Genomic DNA, 19070 nt, shown 5'->3' with positions numbered 1-19070 from the left:
GAGAGGAACAATCATGAAAGTGCTTGTCAAAAGGCTCGAATCGTTATTGGAATTGGGCGGCATCAAAAAGGATATTATCTTTTTAATTATCTCCGGAGCTGCAGTGCTGCTTAGCCTGCTGGATGTCCGTCCATTTCCTTTTGATATGGCATGGATTGCGATTATCCTGTGTGGTATTCCGATTATTTTAGAGGCGATTATTGGTCTGGTCACCTCCTTCGATATAAAGGCGGATGTGCTGGTATCATTGGCTCTGATTGCCTCTGTTGCGATTGGTGAAGATTTTGCCGCAGGTGAAGTGGCGTTTATCATGCAGCTTGGCAGCCTACTGGAGGAACTGACTGTAGCCAAAGCCCGCGCCGGGATTGAAAAGTTGGTGCATCTGACACCCCAAACGGCTCGGGTGCTGCGCGATGGAAAGGAAAACATTGTTCCTGCTGAACAGGTGCAGGTTGGAGATCTGCTCCGCGTTCTGCCGGGAGAAAGCGTGCCGGTGGATGGCAGAATCGTATCTGGGCAAACCTCGATCAATCAGGCTGTGATGACTGGTGAATCACTGCCCGTAGACAAGACAGTGGGGGACGAAGTGTCCAGCGGCACAGTGAATCAGTTCGGCGCTTTTGAGATGGAAGCCACAAAGGTGGGTGAGGACAGTTCGATTCAGCGTATGATCCGTCTGGTGCAGAGTGCAGATGCAGGAAAAGCCAAAATTGTAGGGCTTGCCGATCGTTGGGCAACCTGGATCGTTGTGATCGCCTTGAGTGCCGCAGCCATCACTTGGCTTATCACAGGGGAGATCATCCGTGCCGTAACCATTCTGGTGGTATTTTGCCCCTGCGCTCTGGTGTTGGCTACCCCTACCGCAATCATGGCCGCCATCGGAAACGCCACAAAACACGGCTTTTTGGTGCGCGAGGGGGATGCGCTGGAGCGGCTCGCAAATGTAAAAGTAATAGCCTTTGACAAAACAGGCACGCTTACATACGGGAAGCCAAAAGTCATGGATGTTGTAAGCGTATCCGATCAATATACAAAAGAACAGATTTATCGTTTGGCCGCTTCTGTTGAACTGCTGTCAGAACACCCTCTGGGCAAAGCCGTAGTAAACTGCTATAAAAGCGAATACGGTGCGGAACTGGAACCAGTGCATCATTTCCAGATGATTCCCGGCAGAGGAGTTTGCGCACAAACAGAGGCAGCAGAACTCCTGGCAGGTAATCTGGAACTTTTGAATGAACATGGCGTCTTTATGGAATCGGTTCCCACAGTGGATGAAACGATCTGCAAGGGCGGGACTATTATCTATCTTTCGGCAGACGGTATGCTTGCCGGCTATCTCACTCTCTCCGATACGCTGCGGAAAGAAAGCGCAGATATGATCCATACGCTTTTTGAACTAAATGTACAGCCGGTATTGTTGACCGGAGATCATGAGAGTGCCGCAAACGCCATTGCAGGTCAGCTGGACATTCATGAAGTACACGCCAATTGCTTACCAGAGGACAAGCTGAATTCCATTGGCGCATATCAGGAAACAGGGAAACCCGTGTGCATGATCGGGGACGGCATCAATGATGCTCCAGCCTTGAAAAAAGCAGATGTGGGCATCGCTATGGGCGGCGTTGGCAGCGACATTGCTGTAGACGCAGCAGATATCGCGCTGGTAGATGACGAAGTAAAGGAACTGCCGCATTTGATTGAGCTTTCCAAGCGAATGATGACAACGATCAAGTGCAATCTGACATTTTCTATGGCTCTTAATTTTTTGGCCATCATTCTCGCCATCAGCGGGACTTTGAACCCTGTAGTCGGAGCATTAGTACATAATACGGGCTCAGTACTTGTTATAGCAAACTCTGCAATTTTATTGAATTGGGAAAAAAGATAATGCTATTTCACATTCGATAAAAACATATGAATCCAAAAGAGGGAGTGCCGCCACCGGAATGTATCCGGTGACAGCACTCCTCATTTATAACGGTTTGGGCGTTCCTCCTCTTAGAGCTTCCACTGGCCGGACTCTTTACGGCCGGATACGAACGCTTGATACAAGCCCTCCCGGGCCATGAGCTGGCTGTGGGTGCCCCGCTGAACGATCTGTCCATCGTCCAGCACCAGGATCTGATCCGCATTGCGGACCGTCTTCAGCCGGTGCGCGATCATCAGAATGGTCTTGTTCCGAGTCAGGGCTTCAATGGCCTTTTGCAGCCGGTCCTCATTCTCCGGGTCTACATTGGCGGTGGCTTCATCCAGAATCACGATGGGAGCATCCTTCAGGATAGCCCGTGCGATGGAGATGCGCTGCTTCTCGCCGCCGGAAAGGCTGGAACCACCCTCGCCGATGACGGTGTCGTAGCCTTGGGGCAGGGTGAGAATGAAGTCGTGGCAACAGGCTTTCTTCGCCGCAGCCACCACTTCCTCGTGGGTGGCATTGGGGCATCCAAACTTGATGTTGTTTTCCACCGTGTCGGCAAAGAGATAGACCTTCTGAAATACCATGGAGATCTGATCCATCAGGTCCTCCAGAGTATAGTCCTTCACATTCTGACCGCCCACAAGGACGGTGCCGCTCTCCACATCCCAGAACCGGGCGATGAGATTACACAGTGTGGTTTTCCCGGAACCGCTGGGGCCCACGATGGCGGTGGTGGTTCTGTCCGGGATGGCGAAGGATACATCCCGCAGGATAGGCCGCTGGTCATAAGAGAACGAAACATGGTCGAAGGTAATGCTGTGCTCCCTGGGCGTGCCGGCCCGACCGGTCTCTGCCAGCTGGGGCATGGCGTCCGTCTCATCGGCATGGGCCATGCAGCTGCTGACGATACGCAGCAGGGACATGCCGCTGCCCGCCGAGGAGATCTGAGCAAAGACCAGGAAGGACATGATGACCACCATCAGAGCGTTGGCCAGAATCATCGTTCCGGAGAGATAGAACCATACCGCCGCAAGCATCATGGCCACGCTTCCCAGCTGGAGCGCGATCCCCTGCGCCATAATATAAGGGGTGAACATCTTTTCGATGTTCAGGTTGCTGCGGCAGTTGTATTCCAGTGCTTCCTGCAAGGTGCGGTCACCCCGTCCGGTGAGGTTGAAGGACTTCACCACGCTCATGCCCTGCACATACTCCAGTACCGCCTCCACCAGCTTGGCCTCGGATTTCTGACGGTGCGGGGCGAGCGAGGCGGATCTTTGCTCCATGGCAGAGGTGATAAACAGATAAACCGCGGTGGCCACCACCACAATAAGACCGATCCGCCAGTCAAAAATCAGGATCATCACCGTAAAGACCAGAGCGTTGAGCAGCCCACCCAACATGGTCACCAGTACCATAGGAGCCACAGACTCCACATTGTCCAGCACGGTGGTGCAGACCCCGGTGAGCTCTCCCAGGCTGTTGTCGTTGAAGTAGCCCATAGGGACGGATTTCATCCGCTGCCCGATGACCACGCGCTTATTGGCCGCCATGAAGTACCCGGCGTGGGTCTGCTCAAGCTGGGAGAAATATCTGGTCACGGCGCTGCCCAGAATACTGACTGCCAACAGGCCCAGCGCCTGCCACGCCGTGGCAGGGCCGGTTTTTCCATCCAGCAGAGCCAGGATGGTGTAGTAGATGGCGGCGATCTCAAACATATGGAACACCGCATTGAAAAAGCAGGCGATCACCGAACGCCGGACGTTGCGCTGTTCCTCACCGGCAAACCGCCGGATGCTTCTGAATGTCTCAATCATACCGTTTCACCCTCCTTTACGCCCATGTGAGCCTGCCATAGATCGGCGTACAACTGGCACTGCTGCAGCAGTTCTTCATGTGTTCCCTGCGTCTCGATGCTTCCGTCCTTCACCACCACGATCTGATCCGCGCCGGTAATGGTGGACAGGCGGTGGGCAATGACGATGACTGTCTTGCCTTCCACCAGTTTTGCCACCGCCCGCTGAACCACCGCTTCATTCTCCGGATCAATATAGGCGGTGGCCTCGTCCAGAATCACCACAGGGGCGTTTTTCAGCATAGCCCGGGCGATGGCGATACGCTGCCGCTCTCCTCCGGAGAGATGGGCGCCTCCGCCGCCCACCCGGGTGTCATAGCCATGCTCCAACTGGCGGATGAAACCGTCGCATCCGGCGGCTTTGGCGACTTGTTCCACTTCTTGATCCGTGGCATTTACCCGGCCCATACGGATATTTTCCCGGATGGTATCGTCAAAGAGGTAATTGTCCTGAGAAACAAAGGCCACGTGTTCGTAGAGTTGTTCCAGCGGGATACGGCTTTCCTCCACGCCGCCCAGGGTAATGCGGCCCTCGGTCACATCCCAGAAACCGGCGATGAGCTTGGCAATGGTGGACTTGCCCGAACCGGAGGGTCCAACCAAAGCGGTGAGGCTGCCGGCCGGAATGGTGAGGGAGATGTTGTGGAGGATCTCCTTGTCCTGAGCATATCCAAAGGAAACATGATCCAAGGCGATATCCGGTTTTCCCAGCTGTGCCGGCTGTGTTCCGTGATCCTGCTCCGGCTTCAGGAGGATCTCGTCCACCGAACCTACGATGGTACCTACCTTGGCAAGATTATCCACAAAGCCCATGGCGGCAATGAGAGGTCCCACAATACTCATGGACAGGATGATGGTGGTGAGAAATACCTCTGCGGACAAGCTGCCGTCCGTGTAGAAGATCCAGCCCACAGGCAGCACCGTAATAAGCGTGGTGGGAGCGATGGCATAGGCCAGCGCCATTCCAAACTGGCATTTCTTCATCCAGTTGTAGTAGTAGGCAGCATTGGCCCGTACCCGGGAGGAGAACTTCTCATAGGAGTTCTTTCCCTGATTGAAGGCCTTGATGACCTCAATGCCGCCGATGTACTCCACAATGGTCTCGTTCATGGCCTGGGTCGTCTCCACCGCACCCTGATAGTCCTTGCCATAGCTGCCCATGATGGCCATCATAAAAGCCATGCCCACAGGAATGGACACCAGACTCAGCAATGCCATACGCCAGTCCAGCGTAAACAGATACACGAGAACGCATACCGGCGCCAGCAGATTGGAGGTCATCTCCGGCAGCAGGTGGGCCAGCGTCGTCTCCATACTCTCCACCTGATCTACCACGATTTGTTTGAGCCGTCCGCTGGAGGTGTCCAGAATGTCTCCCAAGGGTAAGCGGGGCATTTTGGACAGAACCATCTTCCGGATGTCCCGCAGGATCTGGAAGGTGGCCTTGTGGGAGAGGGAGAGCGCCAGATTGTAAAGCAGGGTTTTGGCCAGATAGCCCCCCAGGGCCACCATACACCACAGAAGATAGAAGTTCCAGTCCCGCTGCCCGGTCAAAAGCGCTACCAGGATGTGCCCCGCTGAGAGATACGGCAGCAGACCCAGCAGGACACCCGCCACCGCGCAGAAGATGGCGGCGATCAGGCCGCCGTGATGTTCCCTGCCCAGCTGCCACAGCCGCAGCAGCGGGCTTTGCGTTTTCTGCATAAATAAGCCTCCTTTAGTTAGTTATTGCTAACCTTTGGTTTTATGAAAAGGCCGCCGAGAGAGCGGCCTTTTGCACTACCGGAAGTTTTCGGGATGAAAAATCGTCTCAAATCCTGCCATGTGATAGCGGTTGAGCTGGCGGATATAGTGGAGCGCCCGGGCCTTATCCATGCGGTGCCGCACCGGCTCAAACATTCCGTTGAAGTAGGCGGTGGTAACGATATGGATCAAGTCCTCAGTGACCTGACCGGAGCGGACGCTCTCACAGCCGATGACCTCCATGTATTTGTAGGTGTAACTGACTTCGATCTCCACCAACTCGTCAATATAGTGGGCATATTCCGTCCCGGCGGCCCGGCGGAGCAGCAGTTCAAACTCCGGCAGGTGCTCATAGATGTAGTCAAACAGTCCCTCCTGGGCATGGGCGGTGTAACGCCCCATCTCCTCCTGCTGGGTTGGGCCGTCAAACTGGTGAAAAGACTCCTGAATCTCCAAAAAACGGCGCTTCAGCTCTCCCGCGGCAGGCTCCACCAGGGCCCGGAACAATCCCGCCTTGTCAGTAAAGCGGGTATAGATGGAGCCGGTGCTGGTTCCCGCCGCTTTGGCGATGTCCCGCAGGGAGGCCAGAGCAAAGCCTTTTTCCAAAAATTCCTGACGGGCGCAGCGGAGTACATTTTCATAGACCCCTTCGATCTGCTTTGCCATGGTATCGCCTCACAATCCAAAACGGTGTTTTATAACGATGTTTTGAATATACAACCAAAAAGCGAGTTTGTCAAGAGAGGATTTCCCCTTGACAGGGATAGAAAGGGATGCTATATTGATAATCAGATTATCGGTAATCAAATTATCATTTGTCGGGAGGGGTGTTATGGCAAGACCGGATACTTCCATCGACCCTCGGATCATGGACAGCGCCAGAGAGGAGTTCCTGGCGCTTGGCTTTGAGAGGGCTTCCCTGAAATCCATCTGCCAGCGAGCGGGTGTGACAACCGGGGCTCTTTATAAGCGTTACGCCGGAAAAGAGGAACTGTTTCGCGCTGTGGTGGCGGATACGGTGGCGGATTTGGATGCTGTTTATGAGGAGCGGACGGCGGTGCCGGCATCCGCCCTCTCCGACGAAGACCTGATCCGGGCGTGGTATATGGATGAGGAATACATGCTGTGGTGGTTCCGCTTTCTCAATGAGCGGCGGGATGGCTTTGTGCTGCTGCTCACCGGAGCGGAGGGCACCGCTTACGCCAACTTCCAGCACGACTGGGTGGAGAAAATGACGGAAGGCACCTGGACCTACTACGCCGAGGCCAGACGCCGGGGCTTGTGTACTGTGGATATGACGCAGGGGGAGCTCCATGTAGTCCTGTCCGCTTTCTGGACCACCATTTACGAGCCCTTTATCCACGCCTTCGCCTGGCCGGAGATCCAGCGCCACTGCACTTTGGTCTGCCGTCTCTTTGACTGGTACGCTGCCCTGGGATTCCCCAAGGGATGAAAAACGCCTCTGCGGAGGCTTTTTTCTCGCTAATGAGTTAGCAATAACTAACTAAAAAGGAGTGATACTGTGTTTCAAAAAGTCCTGCGCTATACTGGACGCCACCGGAAGACGACTTATGCCTCCATTCTGGTACTGGTGGCCGGCGTGGCCATGAGCGTGCTGCCCTATTTCTTCCTCTACCGCCTGCTGCGGCCCCTGCTGACTGGGGGCAGTCTCACATTGGAGGAAACCCTGACGAGCGCCGGGGCCATGGCTCTGTGCATGGTCCTCTACGGCCTTCTTTATGTGGAGGGGCTGGCACTGTCCCACCGTTCTGCCTATCATACTTTAGAAAACCTCCGGCTCCATCTCCAGAGCAAGCTGGAAAAGCAGCCCCTGGGCGCGATCCAGGAGAAGGGCGTTGGCGTCTGGAAGAAGATGTTCATTGACGACATCGAGAGCATGGAGCTGTTGCTGGCCCACGCCCTGCCGGAAGGGCTGTCCAATCTGGCGGTGCCGGTGGTGGTATTTGCGGCCATGTTCCTCACGGACTGGAAGCTGGGTCTGCTTTCCCTCTGCTCCCTCCCACTGGGCGTGCTGGCTATGGGCATGATGTACCGCTCCGGCATGAGCAAGATGGGGGACTACTACGCCGCCGGGCAGAAAATGAACAACACCATCGTGGAGTACATCAACGGCATGGAGGTAGTGAAGGTCTTCAACCGGGACGGAGAGTCCTATCACCGCTTTGAGACCGATGTGAAAAACTACCGGGATTTTACGCTGGATTGGTTCCGGGCCTGCTGGCTGTGGATGGCCCTCTACACCAGCATTTTGCCCTGCGTGGCGCTGGTGCTGCTGCCGGTGGGCGGCTATCTGGTGCTCGCCGGCGCCTCCACCCTGCCGGATTACGCGCTGGTACTGTGCATGTCTTTTTCCGTGGGGCCGCCTTTGGTCCGGGCCATGAACTTTATGTCGGTGCTGCCCCAGCTGAGCTACAAGATCGATCAGATGGAATCTCTGTTCAATATTCCGCCCCTGAAAGAAGGAAAAACGGATTTCAACGGAAACGATTTGCAGATCCGCTTTGAGAATGTGCGGTTTTCTTATGAAAAAGACGAAGTCCTCCACGGCATCTCCTTCTCTGTCCCACAGGGGAGCCTCACTGCTTTGGTGGGAGAATCCGGCAGCGGGAAGTCGACCCTTGCCAAGCTGCTGGTCCACTTTTACGATGTGACGGACGGACGCATCACGCTGGGGGGGCAAGACCTGCGAGAGATGTCCCTCGCCTCTCTGAATGAGCAGATCTCCTTCGTCGCGCAGGAGCAGTTCCTGTTCAACACCAGCCTGTTGGAGAACATCCGGCTGGGAAGACCCGGCGCCACCGACGAGGAGGTGCTGGCGGCGGCGGAACGGGCTCAATGCGGAGAGTTTCTGAAACGGCTGGAAAAAGGAATCTATACCATGGCCGGCGATGGCGGCAAAGGGCTTTCAGGCGGGGAGCGGCAGCGGATCGCCCTGGCCCGGGCGATTTTGAAGGACGCTCCCATCGTGGTGCTGGATGAGGCCACCGCTTTTTTGGACCCGGAGAATGAGGAGAAAATGAACGCCGCCATTGCCGAGGTGATCCGGGGCAAGACGGTCATCGTCATCGCCCACCGGCTTCCGTCTATTGCAGGCGCCGATCAGATCGTGGTGCTGGATCAGGGCAATGTGGCGGGGATCGGCCGCCACGAGAAGCTGCGAAAGACCTGCCCCGCCTATGAAACACTGTGGCGGGCTGCCGAGGGAGCCGCTGCCTGGCGTGTCTCTGCGGAGAAAGGAGGCGACGAGGCATGATCGCGCTGATGAAACGAATCCTGTCCGTATCCGGCCCCTATCAGGGGCGGATCAAGCTGGCCTTTGTCTTTGCGTTCCTGAAGGCCATGCTGTCCAAGGCCCCCATCGGTCTGTCCTTCCTGGCCCTGAGCGCTTTTCTCCAGGGAACCATGACGGCACGGCTGTGCCTGTGGCTGGCGGTGGGCACGGTGGGTTGCGTTCTGCTGGAGTGCCTGTGCCAGAACATCGCCGACCGGCTCCAGGCCGCGGCGGGCTATATGGTATTCGCCGATCTGCGCATGGAGCTGGGACGGCATTTGCGCCGCCTGCCCATGGGCTATTTCACAGAGGGCAACATCGGCAAAATCAGTTCCGTTCTGTCCACCGACATGGTGTTCATTGAGGAGAACTGTATGCACGACATTGCCAACATGATGAGCTATACCTTTGCCCAGGCTATTCTGGTGCTGTGGCTGGCCTTCCTGAATCCCTGGCTGGGACTGGCCGCCTTGGTGGTGGTGCTGATTATCTGGCAGCTGGGCCGCGCATCCCTGGGGAGCACCCTGGCCCACTCTGATGTTCGACAGGAGCAGAGCGAGGCGCTCACACGGGCGGTGCTGGACTATGTGGAGGGCATCGGCATCGCCAAGACCTTCAACCTGCTGGGAGAGCGTTCCGCGCAGCTCACCGAGAATTTCGCCCGGAGCCGCAAGGTCAGCATCGAGTTCGAGGAGAGTCAGGCCCCCTGGATGCGGGCTCTCTATCTGGTGTGCGGTCTGGGCTCGGTGCTGATAATCCCCCTGTCCCTCTGGCTCTATGGCCGGGGGTCGCTCTCCATCACCTTCCTGCTGGGTGTCCTGCTCTTCGTCTTTGACCTCTTCGGCCCCATTAAGGCACTCTACAGCCAAGCCACCCGCCTGACGGTGATGAACGCCTGCATGGACCGGATCGAGGCAGTGTTGGCTCAGCCGGAACTGCCTGACCGGGGCCGGGAGTCCTTACCCAAAGCCAGCGGTGCCCCGGAGGTGGAGTTCCGAAATGTCACCTTTGCCTACGGGGAGAAAGAGGTACTGCATGATGTCTCTTTCACGCTGGAGAAAAACCGGATGCTGGCCCTGGTGGGACCCTCTGGCGGCGGTAAAAGTACGGTAGCCAACCTGCTCTCCCGGTTTTGGGATGTCAAACAGGGACAGATCCTGGTGCGGGGCAGGGACATCCGCGATATTCCTCTTTCTGATCTGATGGATCAGATCTCTATGGTGTTCCAGCGGGTCTACTTATTCCAGGATACCGTCTATAACAACATCGCCATGGGGCGGACAGACGCCACACGGGAGGAGGTCTATGAGGCGGCCAGAAAAGCCCGATGCTATGACTTCATCATGGAGCTGCCCGACGGCTTTGACACGGTCATCGGCGAAGGTGGAGCCAGCCTATCCGGCGGAGAGCGGCAGCGGATCTCCATTGCTCGCTGCATTCTGAAGGATGCTCCCATCGTCATTCTGGATGAGGCCACTGCCAGCGTGGACGCCGACAACGAGAGCTACATCCAGGAGGCCATCACCCAACTGTGCCGGGGCAAGACTCTGCTGGTCATTGCCCACCGGCTCAATACCATTTGTCACGCCGATGAGATCCTGGTTATCGACCAGGGGCGCATCGTTCAGGCCGGCGCCCACGACACACTGATGGAGGAGGAGGGCATTTATCGCCGCTTCATCACCGCCCGCTCCAATCCCACCAGTTGGTGCCGGTAAAGGCAGAGGCGCGAAAGAAAAGAATGACCGGGATGCGTGTCCCGGTCATTCTTCGTTCTCGCTTCTTCCCTTGATTTATCCCAGAGAACATGCAAAACCAATATGGCGGCATCTTGCAATTTCGTGCGACAAAGAGTATGATGTAGTTAGCAAATGCTAACCATTGTTGAGGTGACCATATAGTATGGATGACAACAAGCAGTTTTGGGAGCGGTTTTCACGGCACTACTCTGGTTTCATGCGCCGCTCCCAGGCAACCTATCAGCAGATCTGCAAAGCAATGCGCCCTTTTCTGAAACGGGACATGGATGTGCTGGAGTTGGCCTGCGGAACAGGCCAGCTGTCCGTGCCGCTGTCTCCATGTGTCCGGAGCTGGGAGGCAACCGACTTTTCAGCTGAAATGATCCGTCAGGCCAAAAAGCAGGTGCATTCGTCCCGGCTCCATTTCTCCGTCCAGGACGCTACCAAGCTGCCCTACGGGCCGGAGAGCTTCGATGCGGTGGTGATCTCCAACGCTCTCCATGTCATGCCTCACCCGGAAAAGGCTCTGGCGGAAGCCTGGCGGATTCTGAAGCCGGGGGGATGGCTGTTCGCCCCCACCTTTGTCTGGGGCAAAAGCCGAAGCGCCAGACTCCGGCTCTGGTTCATGGGGCTGTCAGGCTTTCGGGTGTACCACGTCTGGACTGCCGGGGAGCTGATGGCATACCTGTCCGAGCGCGGCTATTCCATCGTTCGCCATCCGCTTCTCGGGAGTTCGTTGGCGCCGCTGTGCTGTCTGATAGCCAGGAAGATCCCGGATGAACGGACTGCGGCACGGCAGGCTACCGTCCGGTCCGCGCAGCTCGATGATCCAAAAGTCAAGAAGGAGTGAGAGAACATGTGGAAGTACACAGTGGAAGTCAACGGAATGATGTGCGGGATGTGCGAGGCTCATGTCAATGACGCCGTACGCAAAGCCTGCCCGGTCAAAAAGGTAAACTCCTCCCGCAGCAAAAACCAGACTGTAATCCTCTCTGAAACAGAGCTGGACACGGAGGCTCTTATGAATGCTATTCGCAGCACAGGGTATGAGGTCGGCACGATCCAGAAGGAGCCGTACAAAAAAAGAGGATTGTTCGGTTGAGTTCGTTGGCGGCAGCGGTCAGAAAAGAGGCGTGAACATGAACACGGCAATGCAGTCATTTGGATATGGATTAACAGCTTTGCTGTTCTGCATCGCTGTTCTTGGCGTGTGTCATAACATCAAAAAAGCCGCCCGAAAGTTTTTGAAAAGACAGCAGCCACATAAGGGCGATCTGTCGTGAGCGGTTGGAGCTATGGAGCAGGTGCCCTTGGCGGTGAACTCACACAGCAGGCCGCTCCTGATTCAAAAGCGCAGAACACATAAAATGCGGTGGGGGCCATATCCCGGCTCCACCTCATTTGATATTCCGTGCCAAATGGCAGGTATTTACTTATCGCGTTGCCGCTCGATAACAAAGTCCACCAAATTTGCATATAGGGTTTTCCGGATTTACGGCGGCGAGCGCAATATAGGCTTGGGTTCAGCTCACATTCAGTTGTTTATGAATTGGGCACCAACTACCGCCCAAAAGCCTTGATTTCTCTGGGCTTTTTGCCCCCTAAATGCGTAGACAGGAGGGACTTTTCAGTTCCCCTATTCAGTACGTCGTTTGCTATGCTACTACACTCTATAATTCATGAATTGGGCACCAACACCGTGGACAATACGATCTGGCAGCTACGGAGCAAACTGGAGCCTGATCCAAAGCGCCCCACCTACATCAAGACTGTTTTTCGGGTGGGATATAAAATTGAGAGATAGGCTCATTGCCCGTGAGCATCTTCCCGCATTTTCGTTACCTGCTCCAAGTGCGCCTGCACCGCCGCAAAGGATTTTTCGCTGATCACATGCTCGATCCGGCAGGCGTCCTCGGTCGCGGTCTTCTCGTCCACACCCAGTTCCATCAGCATCTGGCTCAACACCGTATGGCGGGTGTACATCGTCTTCGCAATGGCAAGCCCGGTCTCCGTCAGGGTGATCGCACCGTCAGCGTCCACATTCACATATCCGTCCTTTTTCAGAATGGACATGGCTCTGCTGACGCTGGGCTTGGTAAAGCCCAACTGCTCTCCCACATCGATAGCCCGAACAAAGGCGCTGTTCTGAGAGAGAATATAAATAGTTTCCAGATACATCTGGCCAGATTCGTGAATCGCCATAGGACCCTCCCCAAAACGGACATTTTGCTTATTATAACACAGGCGTCCAAAATGCGCTATTTTTTGTCAACAGATTCCATCCGTCCTCTTGACAAGCGGATTCATTCTATATATAATTTCTTTAGTTAGCTACCGCTAACCAAAAGGCGGCGGCTATATTTTTGGCACATCGGTTAGCTGTCGCTAACAATATTTGCTTTCAGTTTTTCCATTTCTCCGTACAGTCTTCGTGTGGACATGATTTTGTGAGGAAAACGCCTATGTCAGAGGATCTGCTGATTCGTCACTGCTCTCCCACCCTGGCCGGGATCAAGACGGGAAATCTCTTTTCCTGCGCCTGCCCCAGCCGGAAGGATCTGACGCGAGACTTGTGCCGGCTGAACAAGAAACTGGTTCCCAGAGGAATCCGTATTCTGCCGCTCCGGGTTCGCAAAGGCCGCGCTTTGATCTACGCCTACCGGCCCAATGCGCTGGAGAGCGATCTGACCGATCACCGCGCCAGAGCATTGCTTCTGAAATACGGCTATGTGCCGGAAAACCCCAATGGCTGTGTGGTTCACCTGATCCACCGGCTCCGGAGCGAGGGGGAATTCCCCCATGAGATCGGACTGTTTTTGAGCTATCCGCCGGAGGATGTGCTGGGCTTCATCTGCAATCGGGCGTGTAATCACAAGTGCGTGGGCTGCTGGAAGGTCTACGGCGACGAACAGGCCGCCAAAAACATCTTTGAAAAATACGAGGTGTGCAGCAAAATCTACTCCCTGCAGTGGCAGCAAGGGAAATCCATCGAGCAGCTCACCGTGGCTGGTTGATGTTTCTACCATAACAAATCCAGAAAGAAAGGTCGTTGCGTCTTATGAGTAAAGTTGCAGTTGTGTATTGGAGCGGCACGGGAAACACCGAGGCCATGGCCATGGCGGTGGCCGAAGGCGTCAAGGGCAAGGGCGCCGAGGTGTCTGTGATCACCGCCGCGGAGTTCTCGCCGGAGCAGGTCGGCGAATATTCCGCCATCGCCTTTGGCTGCCCCTCCATGGGGTCGGAGCAGTTGGAGGAGAGCGAGTTCGAGCCCATGTTCACCGCCTGTGAGGGCAGGCTGAGCGGGAAGAACATCGCCCTGTTTGGCTCCTACGGCTGGGGCGACGGCGAATGGATGCGCAGTTGGGAGTCCCGCTGCAACGACGACGGCGCCAATCTGGCTTGTGAAAGCGTAATCTGCAACGAAGCTCCGGACGATGACGCTCTGGCGGCCTGCCGCGAGCTGGGCGCATCGCTGGCCTGACAAAAGCACCGCAGAAGGCAGGAGGCGCTTGTCTCCTGCCTTCTCTCTGGTTCCCCGGTCAGCATAGGTAAAACCAATTCCGAACCCAGGGAAACAGGTCGTGAGAAATCATGCTGAAAGAATATTTATTGAGCCAGGACTCCGGCACAGGCCGCTGGAGCCACGGTATGCCGGGGGTGGAGATCTGCCGCTTTTCCTTGCCAGAGCCGGAGCAGGAACCCTTGCGGCCCATTGCGGTGTGCGGCACACCGCTCCAGTTTGAGGTGCTTTTCTGTCTGACCGGCCGCCTTACTGTCCGAGCGTTACAGGGTACTTCCTGCATGGTGGAGGCGCCGGGGATCTTCCTCCTCTCCGACAGCTCCGCTCTCCGCTCGTGTCAGTACAGCGGAAACCTGGGCGGCGTTTTGATCGCCGTAGACGCCAAAGCAGCAAAAGAAAGCCTTGTGACGGTCTGCGCCACCCTGGGGATGAGGTTGAACACCAGCATCGTCAAGGAGAAAATGACGGCAAGTATAAAGAATGGCTGTGGTGATCTTAGTTCCGCCACAGCCATTCTTTTAAAGCTGCTATTACGCCCATAAATAATAATCCATTAATAGGCAGAGTATTAAGAACACAAAGGGTTAGGGAGAAAAGTACATTCCTCTTTCGAGCCTCATTTTTCTATCTTTTCTGGTGGTATAAATTCTAATAGATCGCCGATCTCACAATTCAACACCGTACAAAGCCTTGCGAGGACATCTATATCTAAACGAGTAATTTGGTTTTTACAATAATTATTGATCTGCGTCCGCTGCATCTCAGCCCGATGGCTCAGCATGTTCTTGCTAAGACCGGATGCCTTCAACAGCTCGTCCAGCTTAATCCGAATAGTTCCATATTCCACTTGCCAACCCTCCGACCACAAGAAATATGTTGACAAGTTTAGTGTACCCTTGGTAGAATAGAAAAATAAGATGTAGAAAATCTTGTCAGACTAATTGCACATATAGAATGCACAGTTTTGACTGGTTCTTTTTAGCCAATATGAATATATAATAATACAAAAAGCGGATAATCTTCAAATTTCAGCAAAACTGCCTAAAACCTAAGCGATTTCTAAGAAACCCCTAAAAATTCCCTATTATAATACCCCCATCGAAACGGTGAGGGGAAACGCACTTTTTGTCTGTTATCCCCGCAAGGGGAGAATATGGCAGGAAAGCGTATAGGGAGCAATGAACACCCGCCGGGGGTCAGGGAAAAAAGAGTAACATTACATACCGCAATCCTCCAAGGGGTTGCGGTTCTTTTTTATTCGACACCATTTGTCCTTACTCACTATATACCGCTAAAGCTCGGCAAATATTTCTCTTCGTATGCACTCACCGCACGGTGGGTGCATTTTTTGTTTGTCGAAAAATGGCGGCCTCTGCTCAGCGTCCGGTATGTCCGGTCGCTCCATTGCCGCGACCCACCGCTCCGAAATTTGGTTCGCATCCAAATTTCAGAAGACGGAGTAAATCACCATGTACTTTAATAGAGAGGACTATGGTTCAAGGATCAGGAGCTTGCGAAAAAAGCGTGGGCTCACACAGGAGCAGTTGGCAGAGAAGATGAATGTCAGCACTCCATACATCGCAAAAATCGAAACTGGAAAGCAAACTGGCCCAGTCGAGCTGGCCGTAGAATTTGCAGCATTCTTTGAGGTTTCTCTGGATTATCTCTTGGTGGGAAAAGGAGATTTTGCGGAGGAACAGAAGCGCGGACTGCGGATGGCCATCTCTCTACTGTCCGAATTGGAGGCATCTCTCTAAAAACTTTCCATTTTGGGTTGGTAAACTTTCCATTCTGTTTCTGTTGGAAGTATACGCACGGAGTTACAATCTTCGTGAGATCAAAACATCTCAGAGCGAACCTTGAAAAACACCGCCCCAGGCGGTCATATCCGGCAACTTGAATACCTTAGCTGATCGGGAGAGCGTCAGGCCGAGTGCGCGAAGACCACCTGTGCGGAGCAGATCCGCATCAAAGGACGGCCAAATAAGGTGCAGAGCGATACCCACTCAGGCCAAGGCAGCCTTGGCAAGCTGTCCCCGCCATGACCCCGTCAGCCTACAATGATACTTCTGCTTACGCGGCTCGGAGAGATCCTCGGAGGGGTGAGAGTCCCATGATGTGCGCCAGCACAGTTCAAGTTGCCGCCCCGCCTGGGGAAGTAGTGTCGAATACAGGCGACTAAGCAGCATCAAGAAACAAAGGGCCGTTCCATACTCGGAGCCTACACTCGCTCACCTGACCTTTGGGAGCGGCCCTCTGTTTTTCTTTTGATAGCAGAAATATGGGATCTGATCACAGTACATCCTCTTCTTCTCAACCTCCGTTTCTCTGAGTTCTTCATCTTTCCCCCTCTACACTCCTCCTCCTTTTCTCCTCAAACTCCCTGATTGGGTCCCATATTTTTGTTATCAAATGCAAATCCACGAAAGCGAGGAAACGAGATGACAAATATCGATTTGTGCGGCATCGCCCGACTGCTCCGCACGCTGGTAGAGCAGAAGAAAACGACGGAAAGAGAGGCCCGCAGGATTCTGGCCAGAATTGCCGCGCAGACCGGTGCGGACATTATCCTTTTTTTCTGAAATCGCACTCTTTTCAATAGCTATTTCAAAGGTGTTGTGGTATTGTTTGTGTTGCAAAAAAGGAGGTGAACTGACATGGCGGAAAAGCTGATGACCGATGGCAGCATGGCACTTCGAGAAAAGCAATACCGGGTCATCACCATCGAGGCAACCGAAAAGCCCCAAAACGCCAAATTGCGGGTTGCGGCATACGCCCGTGTCAGCTCCGCCTCTGATGACCAGCTCAACTCCTTCGCCGCCCAGAACCGTCACTACAGTGACCTGATCTCCAGCAAGGAAAACTGGAGAATGGTTGACATATACGCAGATGAGGGTATTACTGGGACATCGGCTGAAAAGCGTGAGGACTTCCAGCGGCTCTTGGCAGATTGCCGCAGAGGGCTGATCGACAGGGTGCTGGTAAAATCCATCTCCCGCTTTGCCCGCAATACCAAGGAATGCCTGGAAACCATCAGAGAGCTGAAATCGCTCGGTGTCGGCGTCTACTTCGAGAAAGAGAACATTGACACTGCGACGATGTCCGGCGAAATGATGACTGCACTCTTCGCCTCCTTCGCCCAGGCCGAGAGCGAATCCATCTCCGGCAATATGCGGTGGAGCTATCAGCGGAGAATGCAAAGCGGGACATTCCTCCCATCGTCAATTCCTTACGGTTATAAAGTTTGTAATCGGCAAATAGAGATTGATGAGGCAGAAGCCCAAATTGTTCGCAATATCTTCCAAGCGTACCTCGCAGGACAGAATATGGCTACAATTGCAGATTCACTTAATCTTGCAGGAATCCCCAAGCGCAAAAGAAATTCCAATATCAAGTGGCACAAAACATCTATTCGATATATTCTAACCAATGAGAGATATATTGGAGATTCCTTATGGCAAAAGACATATATGACGGATGCATTTCCACCAATAATGGTACGAAACCGCGGAGAAAAAGAAATGTATTATGCGGAATCCACGCATCCGGCCATCATTTCCAAGAAAGAATTCGATTCAGTACAAGCGCTTCTCCATCGTCGCGCCAAACGAGAAATCTCCAAGAACCATGATTCACCATTTGATCAAAAGGTATTCTGCGGACAATGTGGGACTTCATTTCGAAAAAAAGTCAGTCATGGAAACCTATTCTGGAGTTGCAGAAAGCATAGCCAGAATACCCAGAGTTGTCCTGTAACACAGGTTCTGGATACCGAAATGCGAGAGACCTTCGTGAGATTTTATTACAAGCTAAAGCAATGTAACGGGGATATTCTCTCTCAAATGCTTTCATCTCTCCAAGCCATCCGCAACCACCGGATGCTCTGGAGCCTGGATGTCATTGAACTCAACAAGCAAATATCCGATCTTACCAGTCAGAATCAAATGTTGGCCACGCTGAAACAACAGGGCCTCATTGATCCTGACATTTTTATATCCCAGAGCAATGAGTTGACCGAGCAGCTCCGCACTGTAAAGCTGAAAAAGGAGCGTCTTCTGGCCGTCGATGGCGACAACACCATCGCCCAAACAAGAGAGCTGATGGAAATCCTGGACGATGGCCCGGACTTCCTTGACAGCTTTGACGCAGAGCTGTTCGGTGAGCTCGTTGAAACAATCATCGTGGAAAGCAATGAGCGGCTCCGCTTCCGCCTGAAAAACGGGCTGGAGCTGGCCGAAACCATAGAAAGGACGGTGCGCTGATGGGCAATCGGAAGCAGCCGTTTGGTTACAGGGTGGTTATGGGGGAAATCGCCCTTCACCCGCAGGAAGCAAAGCTGGTGGAGCATATCTTCCGGCAATACCTTGCGGGTGCCACCTATAACACCTTGGTAGAGGAGCTTCGGGAACAGTCAATTCCCTATGACGAGGGAAAGGTCTGGAACAAAAACATGGTCGCCCGAATTCTGGAAGACAGCCGCTATACGGGAGAGCGCGGCTATCCACCGGTCATTGCTCGAGAAGCCCTGGAGAAAGCACTGGAAAAGCGAAACGCAAAACAGACGGCAGCTCCCAAAACAGACACACAGAAGCTTCTCCGCCGCTTCAGCGGACGGCCATCAACAGAGCGCATGGAGCGACAGGTACTGGATCTGCTCAACAGCCTGATCATATCGCCGGAACAGCTCCGGCTTCCGGCAACGGCGCCTCCTGATCGATCCACTGAGCTGAATCTGCAGCATGAGCTGGACAGGGTGATGGAATGCCAGCCAATCGACGAGGATGCCGCAAAGTCGTTGATCCTGTCCATCGCTGCGGCTCAGTACAGCGCCGTCGACTCCCGCGAATACGAAACAGTTCGTCTACGCAGAGTGTTTTCCGGGCGTCAGCCCATGACTGAGTTGGAGGCAGAACTGCTTCAAAGCTCAGTATCTGCCATCCATTGTCATAACGATGGAACCCTAAATATCCAGCTAAAAAACGGTCAAGTAATCAGGAAGGAGTGAAACA

At 54.2% G+C, this 19070-nt stretch carries 20 protein-coding genes; 15 read left to right on the top strand and 5 right to left on the bottom strand.

Annotation, left to right across the window (positions count from 1 at the left end):
- The first annotated feature begins 13 nt into the window (after positions 1-13).
- The gene (locus B5G03_RS02895; protein ID WP_087180277.1) at positions 14-1888 is read left to right on the top strand and encodes a heavy metal translocating P-type ATPase; all 1875 of its coding nucleotides are present in this window, start codon (positions 14-16) and stop codon (positions 1886-1888) included.
- 110 nt (positions 1889-1998) lie between these two features.
- On the opposite strand, the gene B5G03_RS02890 is transcribed toward B5G03_RS02895, so the two are convergent.
- The 3 genes from B5G03_RS02890 to B5G03_RS02880 form a co-directional block, all read right to left on the bottom strand.
- Positions 1999-3729, bottom strand: coding sequence for an ABC transporter ATP-binding protein (locus tag B5G03_RS02890; RefSeq protein WP_087180276.1), 1731 nt, complete (start codon positions 3727-3729; stop codon positions 1999-2001).
- Entirely contained in the window at positions 3726-5471 is a 1746-nt protein-coding gene (locus B5G03_RS02885; RefSeq protein ID WP_087180275.1) for an ABC transporter ATP-binding protein, read from the bottom strand. The genes B5G03_RS02890 and B5G03_RS02885 overlap by 4 nt, the downstream gene beginning before the upstream one ends.
- A gap of 75 nt (positions 5472-5546) precedes the next feature.
- Entirely contained in the window at positions 5547-6176 is a 630-nt protein-coding gene (locus B5G03_RS02880; RefSeq protein ID WP_087180274.1) for a TetR/AcrR family transcriptional regulator, read from the bottom strand.
- Between the two features lie 166 nt (positions 6177-6342).
- On the opposite strand from B5G03_RS02880, the gene B5G03_RS02875 reads away from it, so the two are divergent.
- The 7 genes from B5G03_RS02875 to B5G03_RS02845 all read left to right on the top strand — a co-directional run bounded on the left by B5G03_RS02875 (position 6343) and on the right by B5G03_RS02845 (position 12345).
- The gene (locus B5G03_RS02875) at positions 6343-6963 is read left to right on the top strand and encodes a TetR/AcrR family transcriptional regulator (protein ID WP_087180273.1); all 621 of its coding nucleotides are present in this window, start codon (positions 6343-6345) and stop codon (positions 6961-6963) included.
- 69 nt (positions 6964-7032) lie between these two features.
- On the top strand, positions 7033-8784 hold the full coding sequence (locus tag B5G03_RS02870; protein WP_087180272.1) for an ABC transporter ATP-binding protein: 1752 nt from the start codon (positions 7033-7035) through the stop codon (positions 8782-8784).
- A complete protein-coding gene (locus B5G03_RS02865; RefSeq protein ID WP_087180271.1) occupies positions 8781-10520 on the top strand; it encodes an ABC transporter ATP-binding protein in 1740 nt (579 codons plus the stop codon). Before B5G03_RS02870 ends, B5G03_RS02865 begins: the two co-directional genes overlap by 4 nt.
- A 184-nt stretch (positions 10521-10704) precedes the next feature.
- Positions 10705-11391: a class I SAM-dependent methyltransferase gene (locus tag B5G03_RS02860; RefSeq protein ID WP_087180270.1), complete on the top strand. Its 687-nt coding sequence runs from the start codon at positions 10705-10707 to the stop codon at positions 11389-11391.
- A gap of 6 nt (positions 11392-11397) precedes the next feature.
- Entirely contained in the window at positions 11398-11643 is a 246-nt protein-coding gene (locus B5G03_RS02855) for a heavy-metal-associated domain-containing protein (RefSeq protein WP_007713022.1), read from the top strand.
- Positions 11644-11680: 37 nt separating this feature from the next.
- Positions 11681-11824: a hypothetical protein gene (locus B5G03_RS17775; RefSeq protein ID WP_242962269.1), complete on the top strand. Its 144-nt coding sequence runs from the start codon at positions 11681-11683 to the stop codon at positions 11822-11824.
- Positions 11825-12198: 374 nt separating this feature from the next.
- Positions 12199-12345 (top strand): winged helix-turn-helix domain-containing protein, encoded by a 147-nt coding sequence (locus tag B5G03_RS02845; protein WP_087180268.1) that lies wholly within the window; start codon positions 12199-12201, stop codon positions 12343-12345.
- Positions 12346-12347: 2 nt separating this feature from the next.
- On the opposite strand, the gene B5G03_RS02840 is transcribed toward B5G03_RS02845, so the two are convergent.
- Positions 12348-12743, bottom strand: coding sequence for a metal-dependent transcriptional regulator (locus B5G03_RS02840; protein WP_087180267.1), 396 nt, complete (start codon positions 12741-12743; stop codon positions 12348-12350).
- Between the two features lie 260 nt (positions 12744-13003).
- On the opposite strand from B5G03_RS02840, the gene B5G03_RS02835 reads away from it, so the two are divergent.
- The 3 genes from B5G03_RS02835 (at position 13004) to B5G03_RS02825 (ending at position 14603) form a co-directional block, all read left to right on the top strand.
- The gene (locus B5G03_RS02835) at positions 13004-13555 is read left to right on the top strand and encodes a DUF3793 family protein (protein WP_087180266.1); all 552 of its coding nucleotides are present in this window, start codon (positions 13004-13006) and stop codon (positions 13553-13555) included.
- A 44-nt stretch (positions 13556-13599) separates the two neighbouring features.
- Positions 13600-14022 (top strand): flavodoxin, encoded by a 423-nt coding sequence (locus tag B5G03_RS02830; RefSeq protein ID WP_087180265.1) that lies wholly within the window; start codon positions 13600-13602, stop codon positions 14020-14022.
- A gap of 110 nt (positions 14023-14132) precedes the next feature.
- Positions 14133-14603, top strand: a complete 471-nt coding sequence (locus B5G03_RS02825) for a hypothetical protein (protein WP_242962268.1) — start codon at positions 14133-14135, stop codon at positions 14601-14603.
- A gap of 74 nt (positions 14604-14677) precedes the next feature.
- Here B5G03_RS02825 and B5G03_RS02820 read toward each other — a convergent pair whose 3' ends face one another.
- Positions 14678-14908 (bottom strand): helix-turn-helix domain-containing protein, encoded by a 231-nt coding sequence (locus tag B5G03_RS02820; protein ID WP_040648020.1) that lies wholly within the window; start codon positions 14906-14908, stop codon positions 14678-14680.
- A gap of 622 nt (positions 14909-15530) precedes the next feature.
- Between B5G03_RS02820 and B5G03_RS02815 the strand changes: the two genes are divergently transcribed.
- The 4 genes from B5G03_RS02815 to B5G03_RS02805 all read left to right on the top strand — a co-directional run bounded on the left by B5G03_RS02815 (position 15531) and on the right by B5G03_RS02805 (position 19066).
- Positions 15531-15818 (top strand): helix-turn-helix domain-containing protein, encoded by a 288-nt coding sequence (locus B5G03_RS02815; RefSeq protein WP_087180264.1) that lies wholly within the window; start codon positions 15531-15533, stop codon positions 15816-15818.
- Between the two features lie 684 nt (positions 15819-16502).
- Positions 16503-16643: a hypothetical protein gene (locus B5G03_RS17310; protein WP_162613316.1), complete on the top strand. Its 141-nt coding sequence runs from the start codon at positions 16503-16505 to the stop codon at positions 16641-16643.
- Between the two features lie 75 nt (positions 16644-16718).
- Positions 16719-18323 carry a recombinase family protein gene (locus B5G03_RS02810; RefSeq protein WP_087180263.1) on the top strand — a complete coding sequence of 535 codons (1605 nt, stop codon included), beginning with the start codon at positions 16719-16721 and terminating at the stop codon, positions 18321-18323.
- Positions 18323-19066, top strand: a complete 744-nt coding sequence (locus B5G03_RS02805; protein WP_087180262.1) for a recombinase family protein — start codon at positions 18323-18325, stop codon at positions 19064-19066. Before B5G03_RS02810 ends, B5G03_RS02805 begins: the two co-directional genes overlap by 1 nt.
- Positions 19067-19070 lie beyond the last annotated feature (4 nt).

Source organism: Gemmiger sp. An50, from assembly GCF_002161595.1.
Classification (GTDB): Bacteria; Bacillota; Clostridia; order Oscillospirales; family Ruminococcaceae; genus Allofournierella.
Note: the sequence above shows the minus strand (reverse complement) of the source record. Positions and strands in the feature narration are given on the sequence as shown.